This window comes from Vreelandella zhaodongensis, assembly GCF_013415115.1.
GTDB classification, from domain to species: Bacteria; Pseudomonadota; Gammaproteobacteria; order Pseudomonadales; family Halomonadaceae; genus Vreelandella; species Vreelandella zhaodongensis.
This window is the reverse complement of the sequence record NZ_JACCDD010000008.1, coordinates 38,504-60,807: the sequence shown is the minus strand read 5'-3', so window position 1 is coordinate 60,807 and position 22,304 is coordinate 38,504. Positions and strand designations below refer to the sequence as shown.

The 22,304-nt window shown below is 52.6% G+C and carries 19 protein-coding genes and 1 tRNA gene; 6 read left to right on the top strand and 14 right to left on the bottom strand.

Annotated features, from left to right (window positions below; all coding sequences use genetic code 11):
- Positions 1-74: 74 nt before the first annotated feature.
- The 4 genes from trmD to ffh form a co-directional block, all read right to left on the bottom strand.
- Positions 75-836, bottom strand: a complete 762-nt coding sequence (gene trmD / locus HZS79_RS14365) for a tRNA (guanosine(37)-N1)-methyltransferase TrmD (RefSeq protein WP_179928270.1) — start codon at positions 834-836, stop codon at positions 75-77.
- A gap of 101 nt (positions 837-937) precedes the next feature.
- Positions 938-1,483, bottom strand: coding sequence for a ribosome maturation factor RimM (gene rimM / locus HZS79_RS14360; RefSeq protein ID WP_162219807.1), 546 nt, complete (start codon positions 1,481-1,483; stop codon positions 938-940).
- A gap of 64 nt (positions 1,484-1,547) precedes the next feature.
- Positions 1,548-1,796, bottom strand: a complete 249-nt coding sequence (rpsP, locus tag HZS79_RS14355) for a 30S ribosomal protein S16 (RefSeq protein WP_009098555.1) — start codon at positions 1,794-1,796, stop codon at positions 1,548-1,550.
- A gap of 289 nt (positions 1,797-2,085) precedes the next feature.
- Positions 2,086-3,504: a signal recognition particle protein gene (ffh, locus tag HZS79_RS14350; RefSeq protein WP_179928203.1), complete on the bottom strand. Its 1,419-nt coding sequence runs from the start codon at positions 3,502-3,504 to the stop codon at positions 2,086-2,088.
- Between the two features lie 229 nt (positions 3,505-3,733).
- Between ffh and HZS79_RS14345 the strand changes: the two genes are divergently transcribed.
- Positions 3,734-4,531, top strand: a complete 798-nt coding sequence (locus HZS79_RS14345; RefSeq protein WP_179928202.1) for a cytochrome C assembly family protein — start codon at positions 3,734-3,736, stop codon at positions 4,529-4,531.
- A 117-nt stretch (positions 4,532-4,648) separates the two neighbouring features.
- Positions 4,649-5,923: an HlyC/CorC family transporter gene (locus tag HZS79_RS14340; protein WP_162219680.1), complete on the top strand. Its 1,275-nt coding sequence runs from the start codon at positions 4,649-4,651 to the stop codon at positions 5,921-5,923.
- Positions 5,924-5,940: 17 nt separating this feature from the next.
- On the opposite strand, the gene HZS79_RS14335 is transcribed toward HZS79_RS14340, so the two are convergent.
- Both HZS79_RS14335 and HZS79_RS14330 read right to left on the bottom strand, forming a co-directional pair.
- The gene (locus tag HZS79_RS14335; protein ID WP_162219679.1) at positions 5,941-6,603 is read right to left on the bottom strand and encodes a 1-acyl-sn-glycerol-3-phosphate acyltransferase; all 663 of its coding nucleotides are present in this window, start codon (positions 6,601-6,603) and stop codon (positions 5,941-5,943) included.
- Positions 6,600-7,214, bottom strand: a complete 615-nt coding sequence (locus tag HZS79_RS14330) for a TetR/AcrR family transcriptional regulator (protein WP_162219678.1) — start codon at positions 7,212-7,214, stop codon at positions 6,600-6,602. Before HZS79_RS14330 ends, HZS79_RS14335 begins: the two co-directional genes overlap by 4 nt.
- Before the next feature lie 188 nt (positions 7,215-7,402).
- Between HZS79_RS14330 and HZS79_RS14325 the strand changes: the two genes are divergently transcribed.
- Positions 7,403-8,089, top strand: a complete 687-nt coding sequence (locus tag HZS79_RS14325) for an SOS response-associated peptidase (RefSeq protein WP_162219677.1) — start codon at positions 7,403-7,405, stop codon at positions 8,087-8,089.
- Positions 8,089-10,941: an insulinase family protein gene (locus HZS79_RS14320; RefSeq protein WP_179928201.1), complete on the top strand. Its 2,853-nt coding sequence runs from the start codon at positions 8,089-8,091 to the stop codon at positions 10,939-10,941. The genes HZS79_RS14325 and HZS79_RS14320 overlap by 1 nt, the downstream gene beginning before the upstream one ends.
- Positions 10,942-10,967: 26 nt before the next feature.
- Here the strand turns inward: HZS79_RS14320 and sbcB are convergent, their stop codons facing one another.
- From sbcB to minC, 4 genes are all read right to left on the bottom strand, one after another.
- On the bottom strand, positions 10,968-12,461 hold the full coding sequence (gene sbcB / locus HZS79_RS14315) for an exodeoxyribonuclease I (RefSeq protein ID WP_179928200.1): 1,494 nt from the start codon (positions 12,459-12,461) through the stop codon (positions 10,968-10,970).
- Positions 12,462-12,620: 159 nt separating this feature from the next.
- The gene (gene minE, locus HZS79_RS14310; protein ID WP_009724071.1) at positions 12,621-12,872 is read right to left on the bottom strand and encodes a cell division topological specificity factor MinE; all 252 of its coding nucleotides are present in this window, start codon (positions 12,870-12,872) and stop codon (positions 12,621-12,623) included.
- Positions 12,869-13,687 carry a septum site-determining protein MinD gene (minD, locus tag HZS79_RS14305; protein WP_162219674.1) on the bottom strand — a complete coding sequence of 273 codons (819 nt, stop codon included), beginning with the start codon at positions 13,685-13,687 and terminating at the stop codon, positions 12,869-12,871. The genes minE and minD overlap by 4 nt, the downstream gene beginning before the upstream one ends.
- Positions 13,688-13,844: 157 nt before the next feature.
- The gene (gene minC, locus HZS79_RS14300) at positions 13,845-14,591 is read right to left on the bottom strand and encodes a septum site-determining protein MinC (protein WP_179928199.1); all 747 of its coding nucleotides are present in this window, start codon (positions 14,589-14,591) and stop codon (positions 13,845-13,847) included.
- 181 nt (positions 14,592-14,772) lie between these two features.
- Here minC and HZS79_RS14295 point away from each other — a divergent pair, with 181 nt between their 5' ends.
- Complete coding sequence (locus HZS79_RS14295) at positions 14,773-17,580, top strand: DUF349 domain-containing protein (RefSeq protein ID WP_179928198.1); 2,808 nt, start codon at positions 14,773-14,775, stop codon at positions 17,578-17,580.
- Positions 17,581-17,672: 92 nt separating this feature from the next.
- Here the strand turns inward: HZS79_RS14295 and phbB are convergent, their stop codons facing one another.
- Positions 17,673-18,419, bottom strand: coding sequence for an acetoacetyl-CoA reductase (phbB, locus tag HZS79_RS14290; protein WP_162219671.1), 747 nt, complete (start codon positions 18,417-18,419; stop codon positions 17,673-17,675).
- Between the two features lie 276 nt (positions 18,420-18,695).
- Between phbB and HZS79_RS14285 the strand changes: the two genes are divergently transcribed.
- A tRNA-Met gene (locus HZS79_RS14285) sits at positions 18,696-18,772 on the top strand.
- Between the two features lie 85 nt (positions 18,773-18,857).
- On the opposite strand, the gene HZS79_RS14280 is transcribed toward HZS79_RS14285, so the two are convergent.
- The 3 genes from HZS79_RS14280 to purU form a co-directional block, all read right to left on the bottom strand.
- Positions 18,858-19,316 (bottom strand): DsrE family protein, encoded by a 459-nt coding sequence (locus HZS79_RS14280; protein ID WP_179928197.1) that lies wholly within the window; start codon positions 19,314-19,316, stop codon positions 18,858-18,860.
- A 443-nt stretch (positions 19,317-19,759) separates the two neighbouring features.
- Complete coding sequence (locus HZS79_RS14275) at positions 19,760-21,142, bottom strand: L-serine ammonia-lyase (RefSeq protein WP_179928196.1); 1,383 nt, start codon at positions 21,140-21,142, stop codon at positions 19,760-19,762.
- A gap of 281 nt (positions 21,143-21,423) precedes the next feature.
- Positions 21,424-22,290, bottom strand: coding sequence for a formyltetrahydrofolate deformylase (gene purU / locus HZS79_RS14270; protein WP_162219667.1), 867 nt, complete (start codon positions 22,288-22,290; stop codon positions 21,424-21,426).
- Between the last annotated feature and the right edge of the window lie 14 nt (positions 22,291-22,304).

Sequence of the window (22,304 nt, the reverse complement as noted above, 5' to 3'; positions counted from 1 at the left end):
AGGTACGTAGGCTTCTAGTAGACTGCCTGCCTTATTCGTCCTGCACCGCCGCTCTGGGCTATGTAGTTTAAAACCTACTTCGCTGACAGAGCGTGTTCCTCGATAAACTCGTCTAGAAGCCGCTGTTGCTCGGCGTCCAGTGTGCGTCCTGCCAATAGATCAGGACGGCGCTGCCATGTACGGCCTAACGACTGTTTTAACCGCCAGCGCTTGATGGCCGCATGATTGCCACTTAGCAACACATCAGGTACTTGTCGCCCGTCGATTGTCTCAGGACGGGTATAGTGCGGACAGTCTAACAAGCCATCATTAAACGAGTCTTCGATAGCGGAATCCTGGTGGCCCAATACACCGGGAACCAGCCGTGCCGCCGCGTCAATTAGCACCATTGCTGGCAACTCACCGCCGCTCAGCACATAGTCACCAATTGACCACTCTTCATCAATGTCACTCTCCACCACGCGCTCATCAATGCCTTCATAGCGCCCAGCGACCACTACGAGTGGGCCTGCTGAGGCAAGCGTTTGAACTCCCTGCTGATCCAACTTACGCCCCTGGGGCGAGAGATAGATCACGGTAGGCGATTGTCCGGTCGCTTGCTCTGCTCGTTGCCGAGCATCAAAGATAGCAGCACGCAGGGTGTCTACCTTCATCAGCATGCCGGGGCCGCCGCCGTAAGGACGATCGTCCACGCTGCGGTGGCGGTCTGTGGCATAATCGCGCGGATTCCAAAACTCCAGGGCAATTCGCTGCTTCTCTACGGCCCGACCAACGACACCTTGCTGGGTAATTGCATCGAACATTTCTGGAAACAGCGATACCACGCCAATCCACATCGCGGGAGCATCCATCTGGCTGCCTTCTTCACCGTCTACTGCAGTAACGGTTGAATCAGTGACCTTGAGCTCGCTCAACAACTGCTTACTCAATCCTGTTTTCAAAACTCAGGATCCCAATTCACGACCATACGGCCATCTTCGAGACTGATTTCAACAATCACATCATCAGGCAAGAAAGGTAGCAGCCGCTCACGCTTATCGATTGCGTCGTTATCACCGCGCACCACCATGACATCGTTCGCGCCGGTTTCAAACAGGTAACTAACCTGCCCTAACCGCTCGCCTGACTGAGTGAAAACCGTTAAGCCTTCAAGCTCATGCCAGTAATACTCGTCGTCGGAAAGCGTAGGCAGTGCTTCTTTGGGCATTAAAATGTCCGTTTGCGCCAGCGCTTCGGCTGCCGTTCGATCATCAATACCTTTCAGCTGCACCACAAGACCTTTGCCTTGCCGACGTCCCTGAACAACGGTCATGCGCGTTAGGGAGTTCCCCTGGCGCACCCACCATTCGGGGTACTCTATGATGCTGTCCATAGGATTGGTGTAGGAATAGACCTTAAGCCAACCTTGGATTCCGTGAGGACTGGTTAACTTACCCAGCACCACATGAGTGTCGTCTGTATGGCTAGTTTCAAAACGCGTCATCGACGACAGCTCCAACGGTAACAATTCCAACAACAACATCAACCACTATCAAGCTCTAACAGACTTACGCCTGTTTACGCGCTTCTTTAACCAGCTCAGCAACACGGCCAGACAACTGGGCGCCTTGGCTCTGCCAGTGAGTAACGCGATCCAGATCAACGCGCAGACGCTCTTCTTGACCACGGGCAACCGGGTTAAAGAAGCCGATACGCTCGATGAAACGGCCATCACGGGCGTTACGCGAATCGGTAACAGTCAGGTGATAAAAGGGACGCTTTTTGGCGCCACCACGTGCCAAACGAATGGTAACCATACGATAACTATCCTTCGGTTGAGGTTACGAGAGTGTGGAATAGCGCAGTTCGCCAACAGAACACTCTTCATACTGTTTTCTTGGTACGGCAGACTAATCAGTGATTTTCAGCGTACCCTTAAGGTCTTCACTGGCGTGCGTCTAGGCGATGCTTGCGCATTTTTTGCCAACACCCACGCATGAAGAGGCCGCATTCTACGCAAATGCGCTCTGCTTGGAAAGCCTGACAGCCAGAAAACTCACAGGCCGTCAACCTTGCCAAGCATTTTGCAGCGCTGCCGCCAATCACTTAACGCCACGGCAGCCCGCCGGGGCCACCCATACCACCCATACCACCAGGGCCGCCAGGACCACCCGGCCCGCCGCCGCCCATCATGCCAGACATGCCACGCATCATTTTCTGCATGCCGCCTTTTTTGCCCGCCTTTTTCATCATTTTCTGCATCTGTTTATGCTGTTTCAGCAGACGATTAAGGTCAGGCACTTGCAGACCAGCCCCCGTTGCAATTCGGCGTTTGCGCGAGCCGTTGATAATATCGGGCTTACGGCGCTCTTTCGGCGTCATCGAGTTAATCAACGCTTCCAATTTGCCAAGCTCTTTCTCCGGGCCGGGGCCTTGGGCCATTTCTGCCATTTGCCCCATGCCGGGCAACTTGCCAAGCAAGCCACCCATACCGCCCATTTTCTTGAGCTGCTGAAGCTGGTCACGGAAGTCTTCCAGATCAAAACCATCACCTTTCTTGACCTTACTAGCCAACTTGGTGGCTTTGTCTTTATCAACCGTACGTTCGGCTTCTTCAATCAGCGACAGCATGTCGCCCATACCCAGGATTCGCGATGCCACGCGGTCTGGGTGGAAAGGCTCAAGAGCGTCTACTTTCTCACCCACCCCCATGAACTTGATGGGTTTGCCCGTAATATGGCGTACCGAAAGTGCCGCACCACCACGGGCGTCACCGTCGGCCTTGGTGAGAATCACCCCGGTCAGCGGTAGCGCATCGTGAAATGCTTTCGCCGTATTCACCGCATCCTGGCCGGTCATGGCATCTACCACAAACAGCGTTTCTTCCGGCGAAATGGCCTTATGCAGTGCCTGGATTTCGGCCATCATCGCTTCGTCGATGGCAAGCCGCCCAGCGGTATCGACTAATACGACATCATGGAACTGAATTTTGGCGTGCTTGATCGCCGCCGTGGCAATATCTACCGGCTTTTGATCGGAACGAGACGGAAAGAAATCAACCTGCACTTCTTTTGCCAGCGTCTCTAGCTGATCAATCGCCGCCGGACGATAAACGTCGGCAGAGACCACCAGCACTTTTTTCTTTTCACGTTCGCGCAGGTAACGCGCTAGCTTGGCAACCGAGGTGGTTTTACCCGCCCCCTGAAGGCCTGCCATCAACACGACTGCAGGTGAGCCTTTTAGGGATAGGCCTTCATTGGCTTCGCCCATAATCGCTTCCAGCTCTTGCTGGACGATTTTGACGAACTGCTGGCCTGGTGAAAGACTCTTCGAGACTTCCTGACCCACGGCGCGTTCGCGAACACGTTCAATGAACGCCTTCACTACAGGCAGCGCCACATCGGCTTCTAACAGCGCTTTACGCACTTCGCGCAGGGTGTCTTTAATATTGTCGTCAGTTAGCCGCGCTTGGCCTTTGATCGACTTCAGCGTCTGGGAAAGACGCTCACTCAGATTCTGAAACATGGGGCCTCTGCCTCCGTCGCTGTCGCCGGGAGAACTCACCGGACGAATGTGAAAATGATTATACGCGCTCGTCGCGCGAGTCTCCATGGGCGTTAGCGTTGGTTATCGATGGCTGTGCGACGCCGCTCTGATTGGTTATAGTAGAGAGTACTTAGAGTGATCGATGTTACATCACTGTTTTCATAACCTTGTTTTCACGACAACGCGCTGCTAGCGCACGGATAGCATCATGCAGGCGCTCCCTTTCGCCACGATTGCTTTTATATTTTATGTTGCCGCCGCCATTTGGCAGGGCATGACTTTATTCCGCCGCGTCCCACCTCGCCAAGGCATGGTTCGGCTACTTGGCGCTCTAGGGCTATTGCTGCATATTCCGGTGGTCGTCAAGCTGGTCGGCGCCGCCCCAGGCTTACTACCTGGGTTTACTACCAGTGCCACGCTACTCATGGCAGTTGCTGTCAATGTCGTGCTAGTGGCCAGTCTGTTTAAGCCTGTGCTTAATGCCGGCATTGTTCTTTTTCCACTAGCCGGCATCGCCTTGATTTTTGCGACGTGGTTACCAAGCCAAGGTAGCCAAAGCGGCTTAACGCCTGGCATCTTTCTGCATGCCGTCAGCTCTGCGCTGGCCTTTGCAGTGCTTGCGATAGCTGCGGTTCAAGCCATTCTTGTCGGTCTGCAAAATCAAGCGCTGCGACATCATCACATCCGTGGCATCGTACAGTCGCTTCCCCCACTGACCACCATGGAAAGAGTGCTGTTCGAATTAGTGTGGGCAGGCGTTCTGCTGCTGACACTCTCGATTATCAGCGGCCTTATTTTCCTGGATAATTTATTTGCTCAACACTTGGCACATAAAACGGTGCTTTCGCTGGGGGCGTGGGTCATTTTCACTACGCTACTGATTGGTCGGTACCGTTTTGGATGGCGCGGCATGCGCGCCGTACGCTGGACATTAGGCGGTAGTGCCTTACTGCTACTTGCGTATTTTGGCAGCAAATTTGTATTAGAAATTTTACTTAGTCGCTAAGCGTGTAAAGATAGCGATGCGGGCCTTGATATAATTAGCCTTATGCTTGATGGCCTTGACACGCCACCTTCATACTCCTACAAATCGAGCCTGATACGTCACAAAGGAACATTCGACTTGAGCGACGACTTCCCCCTGGGGTTACTGTTCGGCCTGCTAGCCATTTTGATACTGCTGTCTGCCTGTTTCTCTAGCTCTGAAACAGGCATGATGTCGATAAACCGCTATCGACTAAGTCACCAAGCTAACAGCGGTGACCGGCGCGCCAAGCGTGTCATGCGCCTTCTAACGCGTCCTGACCGCCTGATTGGCGTTATTCTGATTGGCAATAATTTCGTCAATAATCTTGCAGCATCGATTGCCACTATTATCGCTATTCACTTTTTTGGCGATGTCTCCGGTCCGGCTATCTCAACGGCTCTACTAACGATTACGATTTTGATTTTTGCAGAAGTCACGCCAAAAACTTACGCAGCCATCAAACCAGAACGCATCGCCTACCCAGCCTCACTGGGCCTGGAACCGCTGCTAAAAATCCTGTACCCGCTGGTATGGCTAGTCAACGTTATCTCTAATGGTCTGCTGCGCCTAATGGGCGTTAAGAGCGTTGAGAACGGTGGCGACAGCCTTACCCGGGACGAGTTACGCACGGTGGTTCACGAAGCAGGCACGCTTATCCCCTATCGCCACCGGGCTATGCTACTGTCAATTCTTGACCTAGAAAACGTGACGGTTAACGACATCATGGTGCCCAGGCACGAAGTTCTAGGCATTGACCTGGATGACTCCCTTGAAGACATTCTGACCCAAATCCGCACTAGCCAACATACTCGTCTACCGGTATACAAAGGCGACATCAACAACATTATCGGCATGCTGCATCTACGCAATGCGGCGCGCTTTTTATCGCGTAGCGAAGTCACCAAGGCTGCAATTGTCCAAGAAGCGCGGGAACCGTATTTCATTCCAGAATCCACACCGCTGCATACACAACTGCTGAACTTCCAAAAGCAGAAGCGGCGCATTGGTATTGTGGTTGATGAGTACGGCGACGTAGAAGGCTTAGTAACGCTAGAGGATATTCTTGAGGAGATTGTCGGGGAGTTCACCACCGATGTTTCAGAAGACGAAGAGATTCATCAGCAAGATGACGGTAGCCATGTTATCGAAGGTACTGCCAACATTCGTGAAATCAACAAAATGCTTGGCTGGCAGCTGCCCACCGATGGCCCCAAAACCCTGAATGGCTTAATCCTCGAGCACTTGGAGGCGTTTCCGGAAGGGCCCGCCTGCCTGCAGATTGGCAATACGCGGATGGAGATTTTAGAGATCCGCGACAACTTGATCACCTCTGCACGCTGCTGGCAAAAGCTGCGTCTACCTCGCCGATGAATCCTGCCAGCCCGCCTCTAGCGGTGGGCAATCTCACTATCGCCAGCCGCCTTTAGCGCCCTCACTCGGGCTTCCAGATAGCGCCTCAGGGCGACCCCTTCAATTTCCTGAGCAGTTATCGGAGGGCCAAAATGCAAGCTAACGGGCGCTCGAAAGCGAGATGGCCATTTCTTTAATGCCTTACCACCGTAGTGGGACGTCCAGGAGCCCCATAGCCCTGCCAAGCCAGCTGGCACCACCGGCACATTATCACGGGCAAGGATAGACTCAAGGCCGCGCCGGAAGGCATGAATTTCACCATCAGGCGTCAAGCGCCCTTCTGGGAACACCATGACAACATCGCCTTGACGAAGCGCGTCACTAATATCATCTAACGTGCGGCGTAGGGCGCCTGGGCTATGCCGTTCTGACTCAATGGGAATAGCACCCACAAGCTGGAACCACCACTTTAGCCAAGGGGATTCGAAAATAGGCTGATCCATTACAAATCGTAGCGGCCTGGGGCTGCCGCCGCCTAATACCAGCGCATCCATAAAACTGACATGATTACAGACCACCAGCGCTGCACCACGTTTAGGCAAGTAGCCTTGACCGTGAACGGAAAACCGGTAGCACACACGCATAACCACATAGATCACGCGACGCAGTAAGCAGCGAACCATTTTCAGCCACCATGTCACGTCACCACCTCCCGGTGGCGTAATCCCGCTAAAACAGTACTCATCAATTGATCCAACAGTTCATCGACTTTTAGCTGCTGTCCTTGCCAATAACCCAATCGCTCATTCAAGCCAAGCTGCACCAAGCCATGCACGCTTCCCCATAGAGTGCGCCCAAGACGACGCGCCTCCATATCATCAAGCGCTGGCTGATACTGTTTGAGCGATGTTTCCACTTGGGTGAACAGCGCTTCGATTAGGTCACTTTGACGCTGATCGAGCTCACCCTCCTGGGCCAGTGGGTAATCAAAGAGTAACTGCCAGCGATAGCAGTCTTGCTCTGCAAATCGCCAATAAGCGTGTGCCAACGAGCGTAGCCAGGGTTCGGGGTCGTCTTCTTCCAGGCTAGTGATGGTATGCTGCAAGCGCGCCAGCGTTTCAACGTTGACGTACTGTAATAAGTTATTAAAGCTGCCATATAGTTTAAGCAGTGTACTTGGCGCGCAGCCCACTTCTCTGGCCAGGGCACGTAGTGATAAACCATGGACTGGCTGTTTAGCCAACCATTCATCACAAGCGTGCATGACCTGCGCGTGCAGGGCATCGGGCGCATGCTGTCTAGGACGGGCCATGGCGATCTCTTCAGGTCATCGGCAAACAGGAAAGAATGCCTCACCGCGCTTTAGCGTGAGCAAGGGATACGATAGGATACATTATATCGAACACTGTTTTCGACACAAAAACGCGTCATTTCACGTATTGCTACATCATCCCGCCATTTTACACAATCGCCGCACCTATTTTGTACAAGGAGACTGGCATGACGGGACGCCTACACGTGCAACGCCTCACGCTATCACGCCTTGTGCCCTCGCTTAATGATGCTGAACCATTAATCGAATCGCCTAACTTAGCGCCCCGACAGCCTATCTCGGCGATACGGCTTGAGCAGGGCCGCTTACGGCTTCAATCATTATTTTGGGGGCTGACTCCTCCATGGCTCAAGGTATTAGACCACGCTCCCCACTGCGCACGCGCCGAAACATTGGGTAAACGCGCGATGTTTAACGAAGCATTTAGCGCTCGACGTTGCGTCATTCCGGTGAGCGGGTTTTATATATGGAAAGAACAGTTCCGTAGCAAACAGCCCTATTTAGTCACTCAGGTTAACCGAGGCCCCTTGCTATTGGGCGCTTTATGGTGCCGTTACCACACAACGCTGACCAGCTTTACCGACTCGACAGCGCTGATTAGCGTGCCCGCCAATGCCTGCCTTTCATCGCTGACCGACCGCCTGCCCGTAGTGATAGCGCCCGAGGCTCTGTCACGTTGGCTAGACCCCACCACCGAGCTTAGCGCTCTAAATCAACTTTTAATGCCAGCACCTTTGGAACTGTTGGGCGCTTTTCCGGTATCAAAACATGTTAATAACCCTGCCTATCAGTCATCGTCTTGCGCTCACCCAGTAGGGCCAATGCTGCGCTGGGCTGTGCCACAGGAGCCGTAATGTTGCGACCTAAAGAACCTATGTCTACTCATCTCGCTACGCGGCGGGCCATTACTGGCCTAGCGATCAGCATGAGCTGGTGTGTTGCATCCAGTACTTTTGCACACGACAACCCCGTAGCAGACGTTATCACCCCCACCATCAGTCCCTTTGATAGCCGCGACTACCGCGTATTAACCCTGGACAACGGCCTCCAAGCCTTGCTAGTGAGCGACCCCGAAGCCGATAAAGCAGCGGCCTCAATGAATGTACGTGTCGGTAGCGCCCAGGATCCTGACGACCTACAGGGCTTGGCTCACTTTTTAGAGCACATGCTGTTCCTAGGAACGGAGCCATACCCCCAGTCAGACGCGTATCAAGGCTTTATTTCCGACAATGCTGGCTCGCATAACGCCTTTACCGCACAGCAAGACACTAACTACTTTTTTGACATCGAGCCATCCGCACTGCCAGGTGCCCTGGATCGCTTCAGTGAATTCTTTCTGTCACCGCTGTTCAACGCCGACCAGTTAGAAAGCGAGCGCAATATTGTTCATTCGGAGTACATGGCTCGTATTCGTGACGAGTCACGACGTGAAAATGACGTTCTGAATCAGCTCTTAAACCCAGCTAACCCAACAACGGGTTTTGCCGTAGGTAGCCGTGAAACGCTCGCCAACCCGCCCGAGGGGGAAGCCACGCTGAGAGAGCGCGTCATCGACTTTTACCACCGCTATTACGATGCCAACGTCATGAACTTGGCAATCGTTGCCCCTCAGTCACTAGACACCCTGGAAACATGGGTGGTTGAGCGCTTTGCCGACATTCCTGATAACGGCCTCAGTGCCCCCACCATTGATGTTCCCTTAGTGGACAGAGAAACACTCCCCCGCTACATCGAGCGCCAATCGTTGCAAGACCGTCGCCAGCTGCGGTTCTACTTCCCAATTCCAGACCCCATCGATGAATACCGTACCAAGCCAACCCAGCTGATCTCTCACCTGCTAGGGGATGAGGGCGACGGTAGCCTGCTGGCAGTACTGCGCGAAGCGGGCCTTGCCGATGCACTTTCGGCGGGTGTCGGCCGCGGTGATGGCAACGAAGCACTATTTACGATATCCATCAGCTTGACCCCCAGGGGGGCCGAACGACTGGATGATATTGAGGCCACGCTGTTTGCTGCGATTGAACAGATTCGCGAAGAAGGGTTAGCGGAATGGCGTTATGAGGAGCAAAAAAACCTGAGCGAACAAGCGTTTCGCTTTCAACAACACGGCGCGCCTCAGCAAGAAGCAACTCGTTTGGCGATGAGCCTTTCTCGCTACCCAGTCGAAGATGTTCAGTATGCCCCCTATCGCATGGACGGCATGGACAGTGAACGCCAGCAGGTATATCTCGACGCCCTGACACCGGATAATATGCTGCGCTTCTACTCAGCACCGGACATTGAGAGCGACACGATTTCTCCTTGGTTTAATACCCAATGGAGAGAGCAGCTGCCAATGCAAGCTGGTCTCGCATTAGGTGGCTTAGCACTACCTGAACCGAACCCCTTTATCGCCAGCGATTTAACGCTTCATTCAGGGCAGGATGAGCGCCCCACCACCTTGGTCGAAGCCCCCACCTTTACTGCGTGGCATATGCTGGATAGCCGCTTTAACACTCCTAGCGTTGAATGGCGTGTCAGTCTGCAGCACCCGAGTGCTAGCTATTCGCCGGAAGAAGCCGTGCTCACACGCCTGCTGGCAAGCTGGTTAAATGACAGCTTAAATGAGTCGCTTTATCCTGCCTGGCTTGCTGGGCAATCGTTCAGCGCTTATGCACACGCTCGTGGCATAACACTATCGTTCTCTGGCTGGCGTGACGGTCAAACGCCACTGATTGAGCAGGCGATTGAGCAACTGAAGCACGCTGACATCTCCCCAAGCGCCTTTGAGCGTGTACGCTATCAGCTGCAACGAGAGTGGCGTAACGCGCCACAATCATCGCTTTATGGGCAGGCCAGCCGCGCCCTGGGCGAAGCCTTGCTGACGCCCCAGTGGTCTACCACAGAGCTGCTTGATGCCAGCCATCGCATGGAGCGTCAGCACTTAGAAAATTTCCGCAAACGGTTTTTAGATGCGCTTTATATCGATGCCATGGCTGTCGGCAACCTTGATGCAACCCTAGCCAAGGAGCAGGCCAGTCTAATACGAGGAGCCCTCACACCCAGGCTGACCCGAGAGGATATTCCAACCCTTCACCCCCTCGCCGTCGGTGACGACTCCGAAATACTTCACCCACACAGTACCCGTGAAGAGTCGTTGGTCTTACGCTACCTTCAGGGGCGCAATCAAACTGTCGAAGAGCAAGCTCTGATTAGCGTGTTGGCCCAGTGGCTTGATACGCCTTTTTATCAGCAGCTACGAACCGAAGAGCAGTTGGGTTATATCGTCAACGCGGGTTACTCTCCGCTACTTGAAGCACCTGGGATTGCCTTCGTTGTTCAGTCGCCGGATGTCAAAAGCGATACGATTGCCAAGCGCATGGACGCCTTTAAAGCGGCAGCAGGCGAACGCCTTGCGGCGCTAACCGATGACGAATTAGCTGCCCACCGACAAGCAGTACATGACCGTCTTCGTCAGCGCGACACCAGCCTGCAAGGCATGGCAAATCGCTATTGGCGGGCGACTGCACTACAAGAGGTGGTATTTGATCGCCGCGAACAGCTGGCAGCGCTGGTGCTAGACGTTAACGTGGAAGCATTACAGGCATTATGGCCTACACTGCAGTCACACCAACTGGACATTCGCTACGATCCAGGCGATGCACCCAGCAATATTACACCTTATCGTGATGCGCATTCGCTCTTACCGACATCCACTAGTCATTAAGCACTAGTCACCCAGTATGAAGCAGCTCAGGCATCAAATGCCTGAGCTGGCATCATCGCCTCAACGTACATTACCAACTCTTCAAGCACCTGCCGCTCATGGTCTGAAAGCGTCTGTTGATTATAGCGCTCAATTTCCCGCGCAAACGCTTTAAGGGTAAAGCCTGACAAGGCTGGATCGTTGATACGCATCCACCGATACGCCTCCCACTGCTCTCGCTCCTCGCCTTCCAGCGTGTCTGGATAACTGCGAGCACGGCAGCGAAACAACATCTCCTCCAAGCGTGGGTCTTGGAACGCGAAACGTTGCCCCACCAAATCCCAAGGATCCATCGCCAGTGCCCGCTCCATTTGCTGGCGATCAGCGGCAGAGAAAAAGCCGCCTGAATAAAGCATGAGATCAGGATCCTGAGGCACGTCTTCGTAGCCAGCGTTAAACACCTCTGCCACTTTTTGCGCCACACCACTGGACTCACGCAGGGTTTTCCAATGGCTGCGGCAAGCATTTATATCAATGCCTAGCCGCTCAACAATCGCGCCGTACTCGCCCTTACGCGGACCATCCACCTCTTTTAATGCCGTCGCCGGAAAGATCACCGGACAGCGATTAATATGAATGACTTTGAGCGGAATGCGTACCTCGCCCTCAGACAGATCCTGTTGACTGACAAATACCCGCTCACGGATTCGCTCAGCACTCATGGTCAGCAGGTCACTGGGATCCACGCTGAGGTCGTAGACAATAACGCCATTTGGATTGGTCGGATGCTCAGCCAACGGCATCACCAACGCGCTGCAGCCACGGCTGGCAGGATAGCGACGTGAAATATGTAGCAATGGCTTGGCGCTAGGCAGATCAAGCAGCTTGGCCACGGCGCGTTTGCCACGCAGACCCAGCAGATAATCAAACAACTTTTGATTACGCGCTTTTAATAAGCGTGCCAGCGCAATCGTGGCACGCACGTCGGCGACTGCATCATGAGCACCTTCATGAGCGATGCCATTGGCAGCAGTTAAGTGCTCAAGCTTGAAACTAGGCGCCCCATCGTCACGTTGCGGCCACTCGATGCCTTCGGGGCGCAGCGCATAAAACGCGCGCACCACATCGATAAGATCCCAGCGGGAGTTACCGTTTTGCCATTCACGAGCATAAGGGTCGAGCAGATTACGGTAAAACAGATGGCGAGAGACTTCATCATCAAAGCGCAAGCTGTTGTAGCCTACAACACAGGTGCCTGGCTCACTCATATAGGCCTGCACGTGCCGGGCAAATTCAGCTTCAGGAACCCCTTTACGCTGAGCTTTCTGCGGTGTAATGCCAGTAATTAGGCAAGCAGCAGGATGGGGCAGATAGTCATCGGCGGGTTTGCAATAAAGTTCGACAGGATCGCCGATTTCATTCAGCTCGGCATCCGTGCGTATTGCGGCAAACTGCGCGGGCCGATCACGACGCGGATCGGCACCAAATGTCTCATAATCATGCCAGAGAAAGCTGGCAGGGGTGGCATTGGGTGGCGCCATGAACGAGTACTCCCTAGAGCGTAGCTTCCCACCCGCGAACTGTTCAATGAACAGATCGTCAAGCGGGGCAAAAGCCCAAGACTAGCACACCCAAAGGCGCTCTCGCCGCCCCCTCAGCAAATGACCACACTCTACCGTTATGAACGTTTGTGATGATAATCAGCTTTTCGGCAGCGTAACGTTCAGCTCAAGTACCGAACAGTTATCCTCGCTATCCAATGAAATCTGAATAGCATCATCATCAACCTGTACATAACGACGGATGACTTCCAATAGTTCACGCTCAAGCAGCGGCATATAATCTGGCTGACCGCGCTGACCGCGCTGATGCGCCACGATGATTTGCAAACGCTCTTTAGCCACCGAGGCGGATTTCTTGCGCTCACGCTTCAAGAACTCCAGCAATTTCATCGCCGACTACCCCCAAACATACGGTTCAACAATCCCTTACGCTGTACTTCATGAAAGCGTAGCGGCATATCTTCGCCCAGCAGGCGAGATACAGTATCGGTGTACGCCTGTCCCGCATCGCTTGCTGCATCATGAGTAACGGGAACGCCTTGGTTCGAAGCACGCAACACCGCTTCAGACTCAGGGATGAGACCGAGCAAATCAATCGATAGAATTTCACGGATATCATCAAGGGTCAGCATATCCCCAGACGTAACGCGTGAAGGGTTATAGCGAGTAATCAGCAGGTGCTCTTTAACAGGATCCAAGCTTTGTTCGGCTCGCCGTGTCTTGGAACCAAGCAGCCCCAAAATGCGGTCAGAGTCACGCACTGAGGAAACTTCTGGATTCGTAACAACAATCGCCTCATCGGCGAAATACATAGCAAGCTGAGCACCCCGCTCAATTCCTGCCGGAGAGTCACACATGATAAAGTCAAAATCTTGTTTGAGCTGCTCCAGAATTCGCTCAACACCTTCTTGGGTCAGCGCATCTTTGTCGCGGGTTTGTGAAGCGGGAAGAATAAATAGATTTTCAACACGTTTATCACGAATGAGCGCCTGATTCAGGCCCGCCTCACCCTGAATAACGTTCACCAAGTCGTAAACGACGCGGCGTTCACACCCCATGATCAGATCAAGATTTCGTAGACCGACATCGAAATCAATGACGACCGTTTTTTTACCACGTAGGGCGAGACCTGTTGAAATAGCGGCAGCGCTAGTGGTTTTACCAACCCCCCCTTTACCGGAGGTCACTACAATAATTTTGGCCAAGAGTTACTTCCTTCTTGAAGTCGTTCATCGCGAGCGCGTTTCATGTGTCGCTCCGCGCATAACGGGAACATCAATGTCAACAACATGACACACTGTAACGTATAGCGCTTGCGACGTCGCTAGGCATTAAGCACCAACACACGCTCATGCCTTTGAATTATACCAGCGGCTTAATTTCTAGCTGCTCTTGAGCAAAATGCACCTCTGCGGCGCGACCAAGCAACTGAGAATCGATATCTTCCAAGCGCTTGTAATTACCTGCCACAGAGAGGAGCTCTGCTTCTAACTCCCGACAGTAAATACCTGACTGCGTATTGCCATGGATACCTGCTAACGCTCGGCCACGTAATGCGCCGTAAATGTGGATACTGCCTGCTGCGAGCACCTCGGCACCAGCATTCACCGCACCAATGACAATGAGATCACCCTCAGCGGCACTCACCTGCTGGCCTGAGCGCACCGTCCCTCGGAAAAGGCGCGTTGCAGCCGTACCAACTTGCTCTACCGGTTCTGGCTCTTCATTAGCGGCATCAGTGGCTGTCGAAGAATTAACGCTCTCTAATATTTTAGAGCGACCTTCTTCCACTGGCGCGAACCACCCCAATCCTAATGCCCACGCCGACTGACGCACAGGCTCAGCACCACCCCGCACGGCTACTGGCAACAATTTATGGTCACGACACACCGCGCAAATACGCTCAAGTGCCAAATGAGGTTCATCGAGTTTTTCCACGCTCAGCACAACCGGTGTATGCTGAAAGAACGCGGGGGATTGCGACAACTTGCCAGACAGCTGACACCTTATATGCTCTGGGTCAGCGCTGCTCAATTCCATGACGGTCATTGGCAGCATGCCACCCTTAAAGGTGAAGGCAATGTCGGCACTATTGGCGTTGAGGCTCATGGCCGAACTCCATGTCATGTTCAGGTAAGATAAAGGTAGCGCAATCTCGCGCCTAGTGTTGTGAAGAAGTATTAATCATCACAGCCTATTGGCAAAGCTAAGCGACAACGTCGGCAACTGCAACTATCAGACACCGGCAGTTGATTTTTTTCACGCTACGCACCTCTCTGCAGGATGATCCATGCACGGACTGTTAAGACGCCTGTTCGCACCTCGGTGGCAGCACCCTGATCCCGAGGTGCGCTTAAAGGCACTCAACCAGCTTGACCCTCAACAACCAGAACAGCAACAAGCGCTCAAGCAATTAGCACAGGATAACGACAGTGCTATTCAGCTTGCCGCCTTGCGCGCCCTCGACGACCTCCCTGGGCTTGTCGCTACTTTTCCAGAGCATCGCCAAGACGACGCATGGTTTAACGCTGTTTGTCAGTGCCTATGTGGCAAAGAGGGGCACTCCGACCTACAGCAACGACAGAACATAGTGGTCAAACTGACCGAGCCTAGGCTGCTCAACGCCATTGCGCTTCAAGGGGACAATCTCGACCTTCGTCTTTCCGCATTAGAGCAACTTACCGATGACACCGACCTTATTCACCAGGCCTGTCACAACGGTGTAGCGGCGGTTCGGCACCAAGCTGCTAAGCGAATAGAAAGCGAAGACAGTCTTAAAAAGCTGTTAAAGGAGGCGCGCCGCGACCGTCAAGTGATACGGCAAGCCCGAGAAAAGTTAACGCAGTTACGCAATGACGCTGAGTGGCTAGCTGACCAACAAGCACAGCGTGAGCAGCTACTGAAGCAGCTTGAACAACACGCCAATGCGCCATGGGAGCCGCTTTATGGTGGACGCTTTCGTCATTTAGAGCGCGAGTGGGAACGTATTAGCCATCCTCCCAGCGTGTCGCAGGAGCAGCGCTTTCACCAAGCAATGCTTAGCTGCCGGAAAACGCTTCACAATCATGAGACACAAGAGCAAGCGCGCCAGCAGAGCCTGACTCGCCGCGCGGAAGCCGAACGTACGCGCGACCAGCTGCTCGAGGGCCTTGAAGAAACGCTAGAGGGTCTAGCACATGCCAATGAGCTGACGGTTCAGGATATCGACAGCTTGCGAGCACAGCGACAGCTTTTAGGCCAACGCTGGCAATCACTTTCAGATCAACACCCTCCCAGCGACACCGCGCAACAACGCTTCAGCCAAGCGCTGTTGCGCTATGAGCAGTGTATGGACGCATGGCAGCGCTGGCAGACAATCAGCAGCGATATAGAGACCGCCTTAGCCAACCACGATCACGCTGCGATTACCGGCTACATTAAGCAATGCGCTTGGCCTAAACACCTAACGCCACCCGAGCCTCTCAAGCAAGCGACGGCGCTGTTAGCCGCCAAGGCCACCGTTAAACCTAGCTCTACCTCATCGCTTAACGCACTCAACGCAGAACTCGACAATTTTGAGCATTTGTTAGAACGCGGCGCATTTAAAAGTGCCAGCCGCTTATATCAGCGTCTTAAGCCATCCATTGACGCTCTCACTGGTGACGCCTCCAAGCCACTAAAAACGCGATTGAAACAGTTAGGCGCTCGATTAGCGGAACTACGCGACTGGCGTGGATTTGTTGCAGGCCCCAAACGCGAACAGCTTTGCGCCAGCATTGAAGCACTGGCTGACGATCAACACATGGCAGAGGTCGCCGTAGATCGCCATCATCGCCAATTGGTCAAAGAGTGGAAGTCGCTTGGCGATGCCGCTGCGAACCGCGAACAGTCGGCACGTTTTCGCGCAGCATCTGACCGTATTCACGAGCGTTTAACACCTTGGCGAGAGCAACTCAACCAAGAGCGCGAAGCCAACCTTCGCGGCCGCGAAGCGTTGTGCGAACAGCTTGAAACGCTGCTTGACCAGCCCGCAGAGGATGCCGACCCTGATGTACTGCGCGAAATCCGTGATAAGGCGCGCCATCAATGGCGTCACTACTCCCCAGTGCCTCGGGAGCAATCAGAAGCGATTGGCCGTCGTTTTGGCGCGGTGCGTCACCGTCTGCAAGCCTTAATTGACCAACGCGCAGAGCAGATTGCCACTCAAAAGCGTACGCTCATTGAGCACGTTCAAGCACTGCAAAACGAGACCGAAGAGCCCTTGGCAGCCCGCATAACACGCGCGAAACAACTTCAGCAAACGTGGCGCACGCTTGGCCGCGCACCAAAAGGTGAAGAGCAGGCGCTTTGGAAAACGTTTCGCCATACGTGCGACCAACTTTTTGCCCAGCGTGATGCACACAAACAAGAGCAAGCGGCACGCCAGCAGCAGACACTCGATAAACTCCAGACCATCATCGATGAGATGGACAGCTGGCAACCGACCCACGCCGAGGAATTAACAACGCTGGAGACATACCTCAGCCACGTTAGCCAGCTTGAGCCATTGCCACGGAACCGACGCAGCGACGGCATGCAACGACGTTTAAGCGGCATTGTGCGCGCCAAGCGTGATCGTTTAAGCCGCCTAGAAGTTGCTCACACTGTGCAGCTGTGGCATGCCGTTTTGCCACTAGTCAATGCACATATCGAGGCGGATCAGCAAGCGTTAGCTGGTGAACAACCGTTCGCTATCGATCCCAAGGAGGTCTTGGGCGAACGTCTTCCTGACATTTTTAAAGACGCTCACCAACTACGTAATCAGGCACGGTTAGCCACTTCCGTACCACTTTCAGACGATCAGCTCTCCGAGTTGGAAGACAATCTGTCTCGACTGCGGGTGCATCTGTCGCTATTAGCCTTAGGGAGTGTCAATCAACGCGATGAACCACTCAGACTGGCGATTCAAGTTGAGCGATTAAATGAAGGCATACACAAGGAGCGTAGCCGCCCTGATGAGATCATCGATATATTGGCATCACTGATGGCTTTAGGCCCTATACCTAGCGCAATGTGGCAAAAAGAAGCACAGGAGTTTGACAACTTAATGAGTCGCCTAGCGCGCGTTCCCCAGCCTTAATTCGCGGCTCCCTCAACGACAACGGGAGGCAATCAGCCTCCCGTACCTGCCCTTATATTTTAACTCTAGAGAATTTTTTATCGCTCAAGGCATTAGCCCATGAACTGGCCACCGTTAATATCAATATTGGCACCGGTGATGAAGCCAGATTCTTTGTCTGCCAAGAACGTTACCAAACGCCCAATTTCCTCCGGTGTACCGTAACGCTTCACTGGAATTGTTTCCCGAATCGCTTCTCGCACCTGCTCCGGAATTTTCATGATCATGTCGGTGGCAATATACCCAGGCGATACGGTATTGACCGTAATGCCTTTGGTTGCCGTTTCTTGTGCCAGCGACATGGTAAGTCCATGCATCCCCGCTTTGGCAGCGGCGTAGTTCACCTGACCAAACTGGCCTTTACGCCCATTAATAGACGAAATATTAATAATGCGGCCATAGCCCTGCTCCAGCATCATTTCAATGACACTGCGGCACGTGTTAAAGACGCTATTAAGGTTGGTATCGATCACTTGATGCCACTGTTCGTAGGACATCTTCTTCATGGTGCCATCACGAGTAATACCCGCGCAGTTAACTAACACGCTGATGGGCCCATATTTTTCGTGGATCTCACGAGCACCTTCTAGGCAGGCATTGTGGTCGGAAAGGTCAACACCCGATAACGCAATGTTGTCATAACCAGCGGCTTGCTGAGTTTCCAGCCAGGTTTTGGCTTTTTCGGGATTGTGATATCCCGCAACTACCAGATAACCTGCATCCGCCAATGAATGACAAATTGACGTTCCGATTCCACCAGTTCCACCAGTTACCCAGGCGACGGGGGCTTGATTGGCCATTGACTACCTCCCTGATATGACAAATGGCTTGGACGCTAAGCACTATTATGATGTCGCAAGCCACTCAAAATAAGCGCCGTAGCGCTTCAGCATTCACAGCACGTCGTATTGTTAGTTGAACGACATACTGACAGTAAGCTTTTTGTTATGCCTATTGGAAGCATAGCTTTACTCTGACAATGTTGCAGCAAGATGAAAGTCGCGATTCACACCATAACCGTTTTATGTAGGGGGTTGACATAGCGGAGAAAATGCGTAGAATACGCCACACGTTGATGCGGGGTGGAGCAGTCTGGTAGCTCGTCGGGCTCATAACCCGAAGGTCATCGGTTCAAATCCGGTCCCCGCTACCAAATATAGAAAAAGCCGTTACCGAAAGGTAGCGGCTTTTTTGTGCCTGCATTAGCGGCTTGATACTGACAGCATGGCGCTAATGCTTCAGAAACTGAATACAGGAATAGCGGGATCGCGCATCATTTCTGCCATGGGGCCTGGGGCAGCAATGCCAACGCCTTCAAGCAAGTCTTCTTCGGTGTAATCGGTGTTGGGCAAATAGATTGCGCACACATCGACACTTACGCCTTCACCTAGCAACATTTTCAACATATCTTCAGGCTTGATCTGCCCAGCTGGGTTACTGGGCGGGGTATTGACCGCTGCCTCACTGTCATAGCCATCTACCGCTAGATCACCCGCGGCGTCACACAGCAAGATATGTAAATCTGTGCCCTGCTGACGCATCGCATTGCCTAATATCATGGCCATTGATTGCGTTTGTAAGGCGTCGCTGGTGAGAATCATTAATGCTTTTTCACTCTCGGCATCGTGGTTATCTGCACTAGCCACCATCGGTAACGCTAAGGCAAACACACCGGCCATCGCTACTGTTTTATGCATCGTTATCTCCTTATCAATCCATGTAATTCGCTGCTTGAAATGCCTATCTTTTGTTATTTCGACTCATACCAAGCGGTGTCAGGATCAACGACATAGCGCCAGGGCAACCTCGGATCAAGCTACCCATCTCGCGCCACACCGCCTTCTGAGTCACCTTTCGAAAGCGTGCCCCCGTTCCAGAGCGGCACATCACTATGATCGGGGTATCGCCAGTTACTTAACCAGAAATAACAAAAAAATCTAAAGACATAACCCGACGGACTTAAGATAACTGAAAAAAACGCAGAACTACCTGCGGTGCTTTGTCACTCACCAGAAGTAGGAGACTGTTAGCTAACTGCGACGTAAAAACGCATGACTGTCTTGCTAACAGCCTTCTTCATGCCTAAACGACGCATATTGTTTCTAATCACCCAGCGCCGTCAAAGAAAGGTACCAAACGACTAACACTCAATGGCATTAACAGCCAGTCCACCCTTAGATGTTTCCTTATATTTATCAAGCATGTCTCTCCCCGTATCGCGCATGGTGCGAATCACTTTATCTAACGATATAAAGTGAGTGCCATCACCGTGCAACGCCATTTGCGCTGCATTAATGGCCTTTACCGTCGCAATGGCGTTGCGTTCAATACAGGGAATCTGAACCAGCCCACCCACTGGGTCGCAGGTTAATCCTAAGTTGTGTTCCAAGCCGATTTCGGCCGCATGCTCTACTTGCTCGGGTGTGCCCCCCATCACATCAGCTAAGCCAGCAGCCGCCATGGCGCACGCCGACCCAACCTCCCCTTGGCAGCCCACCTCTGCTCCAGATATAGAAGCATTCTTCTTGCAAAGGATGCCAATGGCACCTGCCGCTAGCAGAAAATCCACGACGTTTTTCTCGCAAGCGTTTGGCTGAAATTTCATGTAGTAGTGCAAGACGGCAGGAATAATGCCCGCTGCACCATTGGTAGGCGCCGTTACCATGCGCCCTCCCGCTGCATTTTCTTCATTAACGGCAAGGGCAAAAATATTCACCCACTCCATCGCTGAGAACGTCGATGCGATTAGGCAATCATTCTGTTCAGCCGCTTGAAGCCGCTGGTGAAGCAGCTTAGCTCTGCGCTTTACGTTCAACCCCCCCGGCAATACCCCTTCGTGGGTTAATCCATTGTCGATGCATTCACACATGACTTGCCAGATTCGCCACAGCTCATTTCTAACCTCGTCCTCCGTCCGCCATACTTTCTCATTCTCTAGCATTAAGCGGCTAATACTCAGCTGCTCTTTTTTACATAATGCCAGTAGCTCTTCGGCGGTATCGAAGTTGTAGGGAATAGTCGCCCCATCGAAATCCTCTAACGGCATATCCACCTGGGCTTGTTCAACAACAAAACCACCTCCTACCGAGTAATAGGTATTTTCATGCAGTAATTGGCCTTGAGCTGTAAAAGCAGCAAGCCGCATGGCATTAGGGTGGTGAGGCAAACTCTCTTCATGGAAATAAATATCGTGATTCCAATCAAAAGCGATTGTTTTTTGGCGTCCAAGTTCTAATAACTGACTCTCTTTAAGCGACGCAATAGATGGCCCAATAATCAAAGGATCAATCGTGTCGGGGCGCTCACCCATCAGCCCCATAATAATCGCGTGATCCGTTGCGTGCCCTACGCCCGTCGCTGACAGTGAGCCATAAAGATGAACGTCTAGATGGGCTACTTCATCAAGAAGGTCGGCGTCGCGTAGTGATGTAACATACTTAAAAGCGGCCTGCATGGGCCCGACGGTATGGGAACTGGAGGGACCTACTCCAATTTTAAAAAGGTCGAAAACACTGATAGGCATTGGAGCACCTCTTGACATATAAACAGGGGAAGATCAGGCGATGCCTGAAAATCTCAATAAATCATTTATGTGATAATAAATAAAACCAATCTATCTTTTATTGAAGATATTTTTATATTTATAAAACAATACGTTTAAGCACGACTTATCACACATAACTTCTCACATATAACAAGGGGTTGCATATCGCTCTGGAAAAAGCTTAGCAGCGACAGCAACCCAACTATAAAAGCGTGTTCGAACTGTTTGCGTTTACTAACAGTAGAATTAGGCAAAAAGCATTAGTTACCAAAAACCACCGTGCGCCCCGAGTAAAAGAACACACGACGTTCTAAATGATAGCTAATCGCTCTGGCCAGGGTGAGACACTCAATATCCCGCCCCTTGGCCACCAGATCCTCGGGATAATGGGTATGGTCGACGGGCTCGACTCCTTGAGCAATAATTGGCCCTTCATCAAGGTCATTATTAATATAATGCGCCGTTGCACCGACCAGTTTAACCCCTTTTTCGTATGCCTGATGATAAGGCTTAGCACCTTTAAAACCGGGCAGCAGAGAGTGATGGATGTTGATGGCCCGTCCAGCTAATAGTTCACACATGTCGGGGGAAAGTACCTGCATATACCTTGCCAGCACTACCAACTCTGCGTCAGTATCCGCGATGATTTTGCGTACCTGCGCTTCCTGCTCCAACTTAGTCTCAGGGCTGATGGGGAGATAGTGATATGGCAGGCCGTGCCAGGTCGCCAGCGGTTCTAAATCTGGGTGGTTTGAAATCACCGCTCTAATATCAAGCGGCAGTTGCCCAGTGCGATAACGATAGAGAAGATCATTCAGGCAGTGATCCGCTTTCGAGACGAGGATCACGGTTCCCGTTCGCTTGCCAGGCGGCGTCAGCTCGAACTGCATGTCGAACTCGCTTGCCCGCGCTGCAAAATCGGCGTGAAAGCTCTCTTCATGGAAAACATCTCGCTCTGGACGGAACTCGGCGCGAATGAAAAAGCGCCCACCGTGACGGTCATCGAAAGAGTTCAGTTCGGTGATATAGCACTGTTGCTCTTTTAAAAAGCGTGTGACGACGTCCACCGTTCCCAAACGGCTTGGGCATTGGGCGGCAAGTATCCAGGTATCACTCATTCGGCTCATAGTGCATGTATCCC

What these genes read in the sequence shown, in the direction of transcription:
- HZS79_RS14330 (WP_162219678.1), bottom strand. Translation starts at nt 7,214, where the DNA reads ATGGCCCGTCCTAGACAGCATGCGCCCGATGCCCTGCACGCGCAGGTC.
- trmD (WP_179928270.1), bottom strand. Translation starts at nt 836, where the DNA reads ATGTGGATTGGCGTGGTATCGCTGTTTCCAGAAATGTTCGATGCAATT.
- rimM (WP_162219807.1), bottom strand. Translation starts at nt 1,483, where the DNA reads ATGACGCGTTTTGAAACTAGCCATACAGACGACACTCATGTGGTGCTG.
- HZS79_RS14345 (WP_179928202.1), top strand. Translation starts at nt 3,734, where the DNA reads ATGCAGGCGCTCCCTTTCGCCACGATTGCTTTTATATTTTATGTTGCC.
- minE (WP_009724071.1), bottom strand. Translation starts at nt 12,872, where the DNA reads ATGAAATTGCTGGAGTTCTTGAAGCGTGAGCGCAAGAAATCCGCCTCG.
- ffh (WP_179928203.1), bottom strand. Translation starts at nt 3,504, where the DNA reads ATGTTTCAGAATCTGAGTGAGCGTCTTTCCCAGACGCTGAAGTCGATC.
- sbcB (WP_179928200.1), bottom strand. Translation starts at nt 12,461, where the DNA reads ATGGCGCCACCCAATGCCACCCCTGCCAGCTTTCTCTGGCATGATTAT.
- minC (WP_179928199.1), bottom strand. Translation starts at nt 14,591, where the DNA reads ATGAGCCTCAACGCCAATAGTGCCGACATTGCCTTCACCTTTAAGGGT.
- rpsP (WP_009098555.1), bottom strand. Translation starts at nt 1,796, where the DNA reads ATGGTTACCATTCGTTTGGCACGTGGTGGCGCCAAAAAGCGTCCCTTT.
- HZS79_RS14275 (WP_179928196.1), bottom strand. Translation starts at nt 21,142, where the DNA reads ATGCCTATCAGTGTTTTCGACCTTTTTAAAATTGGAGTAGGTCCCTCC.
- HZS79_RS14320 (WP_179928201.1), top strand. Translation starts at nt 8,089, where the DNA reads ATGTTGCGACCTAAAGAACCTATGTCTACTCATCTCGCTACGCGGCGG.
- purU (WP_162219667.1), bottom strand. Translation starts at nt 22,290, where the DNA reads ATGAGCCGAATGAGTGATACCTGGATACTTGCCGCCCAATGCCCAAGC.
- phbB (WP_162219671.1), bottom strand. Translation starts at nt 18,419, where the DNA reads ATGGCCAATCAAGCCCCCGTCGCCTGGGTAACTGGTGGAACTGGTGGA.
- HZS79_RS14280 (WP_179928197.1), bottom strand. Translation starts at nt 19,316, where the DNA reads ATGCATAAAACAGTAGCGATGGCCGGTGTGTTTGCCTTAGCGTTACCG.
- HZS79_RS14295 (WP_179928198.1), top strand. Translation starts at nt 14,773, where the DNA reads ATGCACGGACTGTTAAGACGCCTGTTCGCACCTCGGTGGCAGCACCCT.
- HZS79_RS14325 (WP_162219677.1), top strand. Translation starts at nt 7,403, where the DNA reads ATGACGGGACGCCTACACGTGCAACGCCTCACGCTATCACGCCTTGTG.